The sequence below is a fragment of the Vagococcus fluvialis genome, from assembly GCF_003337315.1.
In the GTDB taxonomy this organism is placed as follows: Bacteria; Bacillota; Bacilli; order Lactobacillales; family Vagococcaceae; genus Vagococcus; species Vagococcus fluvialis.
Genome location: NZ_QPJV01000026.1, coordinates 1 through 2,716, shown reverse-complemented (window position 1 = coordinate 2,716; position 2,716 = coordinate 1). Strand labels below are relative to the sequence as shown.

The 2,716-nt window shown below is 30.3% G+C and carries 3 protein-coding genes; 1 reads left to right on the top strand and 2 read right to left on the bottom strand.

What is annotated here, in order from left to right:
- Positions 1-271: 271 nt before the first annotated feature.
- Both DFR54_RS13085 and DFR54_RS13080 read right to left on the bottom strand, forming a co-directional pair.
- On the bottom strand, positions 272-757 hold the full coding sequence (locus DFR54_RS13085; protein ID WP_114290582.1) for a phosphatidylglycerophosphatase A family protein: 486 nt from the start codon (positions 755-757) through the stop codon (positions 272-274).
- Positions 758-816: 59 nt separating this feature from the next.
- Entirely contained in the window at positions 817-1,806 is a 990-nt protein-coding gene (locus DFR54_RS13080; protein ID WP_086342547.1) for an NAD(P)/FAD-dependent oxidoreductase, read from the bottom strand.
- Between the two features lie 148 nt (positions 1,807-1,954).
- Here DFR54_RS13080 and DFR54_RS13075 point away from each other — a divergent pair, with 148 nt between their 5' ends.
- A complete protein-coding gene (locus DFR54_RS13075) occupies positions 1,955-2,623 on the top strand; it encodes a TetR/AcrR family transcriptional regulator (RefSeq protein ID WP_086342548.1) in 669 nt (222 codons plus the stop codon).
- Positions 2,624-2,716: the final 93 nt, after the last annotated feature.

Genomic DNA, 2,716 nt, shown 5'->3' with positions numbered 1-2,716 from the left:
TTTTACTAGATAGACGACATGTTTTATATTTAAATAAACTAAAAAAGGACTGATGAATCAAAATTTGATTCATCAGTCCTTTAAATTATAGAGCCATTTAAAAAGGAGCTGTGACATACTTACGTCACAGCTCCTTTTTTACAAACTAAGCGGTGTCACAGAAGTAGCTTCTACGGAAATAAGCCGAAAATCACAAAAATTTGAAAAGCAATTTTCGTGATTTCCTTCTTATTTCTTGAAGCTGACCACTTCTGTGACAACCTCTTTTTGTTTATGGAATTGAGTGAGCTAATCTACTAGCTGCAGCTGCAGCGATAGCACCAATTAAGTCATCTAAAAATGTATGGATTTGACCACTTTCATGGTCATTTAATTTGGCTAAAATTCCAGGTTTTACTTTATCAATGTAACCGTAGTTAGTAAATCCAATAAAACCATAGACATTAACAATACCTAAAGCCATAATTTCATCAATTCCATACAAACTCTCATCTGTTTCAATAATTTCTTGAAGAGGCTGTAGTAGTTGACCTTGCTCAGCTAAAATATCTAGTTGGATACCAGTTACAATAGCATTTTGAACTTCTCTTTTTTCAAGTACTGCTTCAACGTTTTCTAAACAGGTATCTAAAGTTAAATCTTCTACATAATCTTTTTGTAAAAAGTAAACTAAGTCTGCAATATCACTTAGTTGAACACCGCGTTCAATGATTAGTGATTTAGCACTGTTTTTTAATGTTTCTTTTTTTACATTCATCTTTTCACCTTCTTAATAAATTTTATTATACAAAAGTATCTATAGTAGTACAAGAATTATTATGATTCGTAAAGACTTGTACTATGCATTGGCTGAAGTCTTTCTTTGGGATTCATAAAATGAATCGCATTATTAACAGCAGTAGGGGCTTCCCCAAAACCTGTTGCAATTAATTTGACTTTACCCTCATATGTTGTAATATCACCAATGCCAAAAATACCAGGAATACTTGTTGAAGTATCACTTTTTGTCATAATAGAGCTACCTTTAAAGTCTAGTGGCCATTTTTTTATAGGGCCAAGAGAAGAAGAAAAACCGTAGTTAACTAGTAAATGATCTAAGGAAAGAGTCTCTGTTAAATCTTCTTTAGGATTTTTAATGGTAATACTATTTAATAAATCATTTGTTTCATTTAAGCTTTCAATTACAAATGGTGTTTTTAAGTTAATAGAAGAAGCTTTTAGTTTTTCAACGCTATGTTCATGAGCTCTAAATTCGGGACGACGATGGATTAACGTCACTGATTTAGCGATATCTTCTAACATTAAAGCCCAATCTACAGCAGAATCCCCGCCACCACATAAAACAACATCTTGATCTTTGAAGTCATTCATATTCGTAATGTAATAATGTAATTGATTTTTTTCAAATTTTTCATTTCCAGGAACGTTTAAACGTCTAGGTTGAAAAGAACCATTTCCTGCTGCAATAATAATTGTTTTAGAAAAATGAATCCCTTTATCAGTCTTTATAGTAAATACCTCATCCTTTTTATCAAATGAAAGAACGGTTTCTTCTAAATGAATATCATGTTTAAATGGTTCAATTTGTTTGACTAAATTATCTACTAAATCTTGCGCTTTGATATTAGGAAAACCAGCAACATCATAAATTAATTTCTCAGGGTAGAGTAAGGAAAGTTGTCCTCCTAAAGTTGGTAAACTTTCAATAATTTTTGTTTTAGCTTGTCTCATTCCAGCATAAAAGGCAGCAAAAAGACCAGCAGGACCTCCACCAATTATCGTAATATCATATATATTGTCAGTCATTAATTGTACTCCTTTATTTTAAATATCACTGCTTAGTATAGATGAAACTTTGAAAAAATGATATTTATTTGATTGTTTAAGGGATATTAATTGACTTATGACACCTTGTCATATAAAATGACACTATGTCATAAAGGGGTGAGGAAGTATGCCAAGTAACACTTTTTTTCGATTAGAAAAAGAAAAGCAGGATAAGATTTTAGAAGCATCTAAAAAAGAATTTTCTAAGTTCCCATTAGAAGAAGCTTCAATTGCTAATATTGTCAAAGAAGCAGGGATTCCAAGAGGGAGTTTTTATCAATACTTCACAGGAAAAGAAGATGTTTTTTTCTATTTATTTGAGGAAGCAAGGAGAAATTTAGAAGATAGCTTTATTTCCTATCTAGAAAAAACAAATGGAGATTTATTTGAAACCTTTAAATTATTTTTTTATGATTTTTCGAAAGAAGTTTTAGAAGGTGAGAATAAAGATTTTTTCAGACACACATTTCTTCATATGAACTACACTAGATCTAATCAAATGATGGTCTCAGAAATGAGTGAAGAGGAAAGACAAAGGCATCTAAATCATAGGAAACATCATCACCAAGATCGTGATCGCTATGAAAAAATTATGTCTTCTATAAATAAAGAAAAGTTAAATGTAAAAAATGAAAGAGAATTTAAAATGCTGTTTCACCAATTATGGTCAATGCTATTTCACACAATTAATGAAGCTTACAGAATGAGACATGTGTCTGGAAGGATTGACTATGAACAGTTAGCAAGTGATTTTTATTTAAAATTAACTTGGTTACAATTTGGTGTAACAAAATAAAGCTAGCTATTAAATAGTCAAGTGAAAGTTATTAAATACTTTTTGATTTTGATATTTATTTTTAAGCAACTTAAATAAACCTAAAAATAATAG

Bases quoted from the DNA above. Each gene is read 5' to 3' on its own strand.
- DFR54_RS13080 (WP_086342547.1), bottom strand. From the start codon at position 1,806: ATGACTGACAATATATATGATATTACGATAATTGGTGGAGGTCCTGCT.
- DFR54_RS13075 (WP_086342548.1), top strand. From the start codon at position 1,955: ATGCCAAGTAACACTTTTTTTCGATTAGAAAAAGAAAAGCAGGATAAG.
- DFR54_RS13085 (WP_114290582.1), bottom strand. From the start codon at position 757: ATGAATGTAAAAAAAGAAACATTAAAAAACAGTGCTAAATCACTAATC.